Source organism: Mesorhizobium sp. M7A.F.Ca.CA.001.08.2.1, assembly GCF_003998455.1.
GTDB lineage: Bacteria > Pseudomonadota > Alphaproteobacteria > Rhizobiales > Rhizobiaceae > Mesorhizobium > Mesorhizobium ciceri.
This window is the reverse complement of sequence record NZ_RZPW01000586.1, coordinates 1-4,099: the sequence shown is the minus strand read 5'-3', so window position 1 is coordinate 4,099 and position 4,099 is coordinate 1. Positions and strand designations below refer to the sequence as shown.

At 63.5% G+C, this 4,099-nt stretch carries 6 protein-coding genes; 4 read left to right on the top strand and 2 right to left on the bottom strand.

Annotated features, from left to right (window positions below; translation table 11 throughout):
* Positions 1-124 precede the first annotated feature (124 nt).
* From EN914_RS26855 to ppa, 3 genes are all read left to right on the top strand, one after another.
* Positions 125-763 carry a TPM domain-containing protein gene (locus tag EN914_RS26855; protein ID WP_024504194.1) on the top strand — a complete coding sequence of 213 codons (639 nt, stop codon included), beginning with the start codon at positions 125-127 and terminating at the stop codon, positions 761-763.
* Between the two features lie 118 nt (positions 764-881).
* Complete coding sequence (locus EN914_RS26850; protein WP_013528996.1) at positions 882-1,388, top strand: GNAT family N-acetyltransferase; 507 nt, start codon at positions 882-884, stop codon at positions 1,386-1,388.
* Between the two features lie 112 nt (positions 1,389-1,500).
* Positions 1,501-2,034, top strand: coding sequence for an inorganic diphosphatase (gene ppa, locus EN914_RS26845; RefSeq protein ID WP_024504195.1), 534 nt, complete (start codon positions 1,501-1,503; stop codon positions 2,032-2,034).
* Between the two features lie 9 nt (positions 2,035-2,043).
* Here ppa and EN914_RS26840 read toward each other — a convergent pair whose 3' ends face one another.
* Both EN914_RS26840 and EN914_RS26835 read right to left on the bottom strand, forming a co-directional pair.
* Positions 2,044-2,637 (bottom strand): hypothetical protein, encoded by a 594-nt coding sequence (locus EN914_RS26840; protein ID WP_024504196.1) that lies wholly within the window; start codon positions 2,635-2,637, stop codon positions 2,044-2,046.
* A 45-nt stretch (positions 2,638-2,682) separates the two neighbouring features.
* Positions 2,683-3,300, bottom strand: coding sequence for a TetR/AcrR family transcriptional regulator (locus EN914_RS26835; protein ID WP_024504197.1), 618 nt, complete (start codon positions 3,298-3,300; stop codon positions 2,683-2,685).
* A gap of 74 nt (positions 3,301-3,374) precedes the next feature.
* Between EN914_RS26835 and EN914_RS26830 the strand changes: the two genes are divergently transcribed.
* Positions 3,375-4,099 (top strand): MFS transporter (locus tag EN914_RS26830; protein WP_164778931.1); only part of this gene is annotated, 725 nt, incomplete at its 3' end.

Here is a 4,099-nt window from a genome sequence, read left to right as displayed (position 1 = left end):
TATAAGAGACAGCTTCGGGTTCGGGCAGTGGCTGGTCCTCGGGGTCAAGCGGCGGTGGCGGATTTTCCGGTGGCGGCGGCTCGTCCGGTGGTGGCGGTTCTTCAGGAAGCTGGTGAGACAGATCATGGCAACACGACCAATCAGCCCGCAGGATCATGAGCGCATCGCAACCGCGATCCGCGCCGCCGAGGAGAAAACCGACGGCGAAATCTACTGTGTCGTGGCGCATGCCAGCGACGGCTATTTCTTCCCGGCCGCCTTCATGGCGACCGTGTGCATGCTGATCGTCAGCCTGGCGGTCGGCTACGGTCTGGAGGCCTGGTGGCTGTCGATCCGGCTGCCGCATTTCGTCCTCGCCCAGCTCCTGGCGCTTGCCTGCGTGCTGGCCTTGTTGTGGGCGCTGCCTGGTATGCGCATCCACCTGGTGCCGAGGCGGCTGCGCTACCAGGCGGCGCACGCCAACGCGATCAAGCAGTTCCTCGCCCGCAACGTCCACCGCACCACGGCGCGCACCGGCGTGCTGGTCTTCGTCTCGATCGCCGAGCGCTATGCCGAGGTGGTTGCCGATTCGGGTATCGACGCCAAGGTCGGCCAGCATGTCTGGGACGGCGTCGTGCGCGACCTTACCGCGCATGCCGGCGACGACCGGCTTGCCGACGGCTTCGTCAAGGCGATCGAGTTGGTGGGTGCGGTGCTGGCCGAGCATTTCCCGGTCACTGCGGGCGACAGCAACGAGCTCGACGACCATCTCGTCGAGATTTGAGCCTTTCCACAGAAGTCTTGAAGGCCCCTTACCAGGGCGGTGATCGCCTGTGAGAAAGCAGCCGGCTGGCCGCCCGGACCCTTGCAATCGGGCGATGCGGGTTTATGGTTAACAAATCATGAATACGCTGACGATCGACATCCGGAAAGCCGACCCGCGCGATGCCAGTGCCATCGCCGAGGTGCATCTGGAAGCCTGGCGCGGCGCCTATTCCGGCATCATTCCGCACCGGACCCTGACATCGATGATCAACCGCCGTGGCGCCGACTGGTGGGCGAATGCGATTCGCCGCGCCGCCACCGTTCTGGTCGTCGAAATCGGCGGCAAGATCGCCGGCTATGCGACGATCGGCAAGAACCGCGCCCGTGAACTGCGCCAGCAGGGCGAAATCTACGAGTTGTACCTGCGCCCGGAATATCAGGGCATCGGGCTCGGCAGCCGCCTGTTTTCGGCGGCCAAGGCGCGGCTGGCCGATCACGGGCTGAAAGGCATGGTCGTGTGGGCGCTGGAGGACAACCAGAACGCGCTTGCCTTCTATGCCGGCGCCGGTGGCCGCGATGTCGCCGAGGGCGTCGAGATCTTCGAGCAGAAGGCGCTGAAGAAGGTCGCTTTCGTCTGGGAATGACAACTCGGCCTTTCGGCAATTGGGCGTTCCATTCGCATCCAGCACCATTCGCCGCATTGCACCATGACGCGCCGCCCGCTATCGATCGTCCATCGAGAGAGGGATTTAAGCCATGCGCATTGAAGCCATAGCCAGCGGAAAGAATCCGCCTGAGGACGTCAACGTCATCATCGAGGTGCCGATCGGCGGCGAGCCGATCAAGTACGAGATGGACAAGGAGGCCGGCACGCTGTTCGTCGACCGCTTCCTGCACACCTCGATGCGCTACCCCGGCAATTACGGCTTCGTGCCGCACACGCTGTCGGGCGACGGCGATCCGATCGACGTGCTGGTCTGCAACACGCGCGCGCTGGTGCCGGGCTGCGTCATCAACGTGCGGCCGATCGGGGTGCTGATCATGGAAGACAATGCCGGCCAGGATGAGAAGATCATCGCCGTGCCGTCGCCAAAACTGACGCTGCGTTACGAGAACGTCACCGAATACACTCAGCTGCCCGACATTACGCGCCAGCAGGTGCAGCACTTCTTCGAGCACTACAAGGATCTAGAGCCCGGCAAATGGGTCAAGATCGAAGGCTGGCACGATTCCAAATATGCCAAGAAGATGATCGTCGACGCGATCGAGCGGGCCAAGGCGAACAAGTAGCCCGATCCGTCAGTTGTCGACCCGGCCGAAGGCCGGCACTTTGCCGATGACGGTGTGTCTGTCCTTGCCGCAGGCGAAGGTGCGTGCCTTGTCGTCGGCAAGCTTGCGCGCCTGGTCGTTGGCGGCGGGATTGCCGGTGGCCAGCACCAGGCCGACGGTGCAGCCGTCGCGGGCGTCCATCTGGCCGACCTTGGCGACGAGCAGCACCTCGGTCGGCTTTTTCTCGTCCTCGGGATTGCTGATCGAGCGGCGATGGATGACGGCATAGGGCACTGCCGTGTCGCCCTTGGTTTCGATGCGCCATTCGACTTTGGCTCCGGACGAATTGAGGCCGGAAAAGCTTTCCCAGACCGTCGTCATGTCGCCGCCGGGCGGAAAACCGTAGAACAGCGATTCACGGGCGTCGTCATAGGCGATCAGTACGGGATAGCCGCGATAGCCTGAACAGGCGAGTTCGGCCCAGTCGCCGTCGCCTTCTTCTGCCTGCGCGTAGGTCACGCAGTCCGTTTTCGAATCCAGATCGGTGTAGGCGCTGGAAATGCCGTCGGCTTGCGCCGCCTGACCGAGACTGACCAGAACAAGCGGGATCAGAATGGCACGCATGGCGGTCAATCTCCGTTGCAAGCCATTGCAGCGTAGCGCCAAACGCTATTTCTTCAAGCTGGCTTCGATCAGCAGGTCGGCATTGCGGGCAACCGCTTGCGCCGGACCGCCGAGGCCGAACAACTGGCCGCTGATATAGGCCCCCTCGATCAGCAGCAGCAGGCCGTCGCCGAGCGTGTCTGGGTCTTGCGCGCCCATCGCAGCCGCCATGGCGCGCAGGCGGCGGCGCAGTTCCTGCTTGTTGGCCTCGCTGACCACGCGGGCCGGATGGCTTTGGTCGGGATATTCGACCGCCGCGTTGGTCATGCCGCAGCCGCGATAGTCCGCCACCTGCGTGCGCTTGCCGATGCGGGTCAGGAAAGCCTTGATCTGAGCGCGCGGGTCGCCGGGATGAGCGGCGACCGCTTCGTCGAAGCGCTCCCAGTATTCACGGTCATATTGCCTGAGATAGGAAGCGGCCAGTTCGTCCTTGGACGGAAAGCTGCGGTAGAGGCTGGGCTTGGTGACGCCGGCACGCTTGACGATCTCGTCGACGCCGATCGCCCTGATACCGCGCCGGTAGAACAGGTCATAGGCCACATCGAGGATCTTCTTGGCGGCTTTCGGCGGAGCGGATGCATGACCGTCGCTGATGGTCAGTTCAATATTTTTGTCGGTTGGCATCGTGTGACTCGATTGACAATGTTACCGATCGGTACGTATACATGTTCCCACCCTGCAACGTACCGGTCAGTAACATGATAACTCAATCTCGCCCCTTTGGCCAGCGCTACGCTTTCGTCGTGGTCGGCGTCATCTTCCTCAGCCTGCTGGTCGCGGCTGGCCTGCGCTCCGCACCCTCGGTCATGATGCTGCCACTCGAGAACAGTTTCGGCTGGCGCCGCGACATCATCTCCCTGGCCGCCGGTGTCGGCATTCTGCTTTACGGTTTGACGGGGCCATTTGCCGCAGCCCTGATGGAGCGCATCGGGCTGCGCCGCACGCTGCTCGCCTCGCTGGTGGTGATGTCGGGCTCGACCATGCTCAGCCTGCTGATGACCAAGCCGTGGCATCTGTTCATCACCTGGGGCGTGTTCTCGGGCATTGGTTCCGGTGCCGTCGCCAGCGTGCTCGGCGCGACCATCGTCAATCGCTGGTTCAAGACCAATCGCGGCCTTGTCATGGGATTGATGTCGGCCTCCAGTGCCTCGGGCATGCTGGTGTTCCTGCCGCTGATCGCCGCTCTGGCACAGTCGGGCGGCTGGCAGCCGGTTGTCATTGCGGTCGCGATCGCGACCGCTGCCCTGATACCGCTGGTCTGGCTGCTGGTGCCGGAGCGGCCGGCATCGATCGGCATGGTGCGCTATGGCGCCGAGGCTGACGATGTGCCGCCGACCCCGCCTGCGTCACAGGGCAACTTTCTGGCGCATACGTTCTCGACGCTGCGCCGTGCTGCCGGCACGCGGGTGTTCTGGTATCTGTT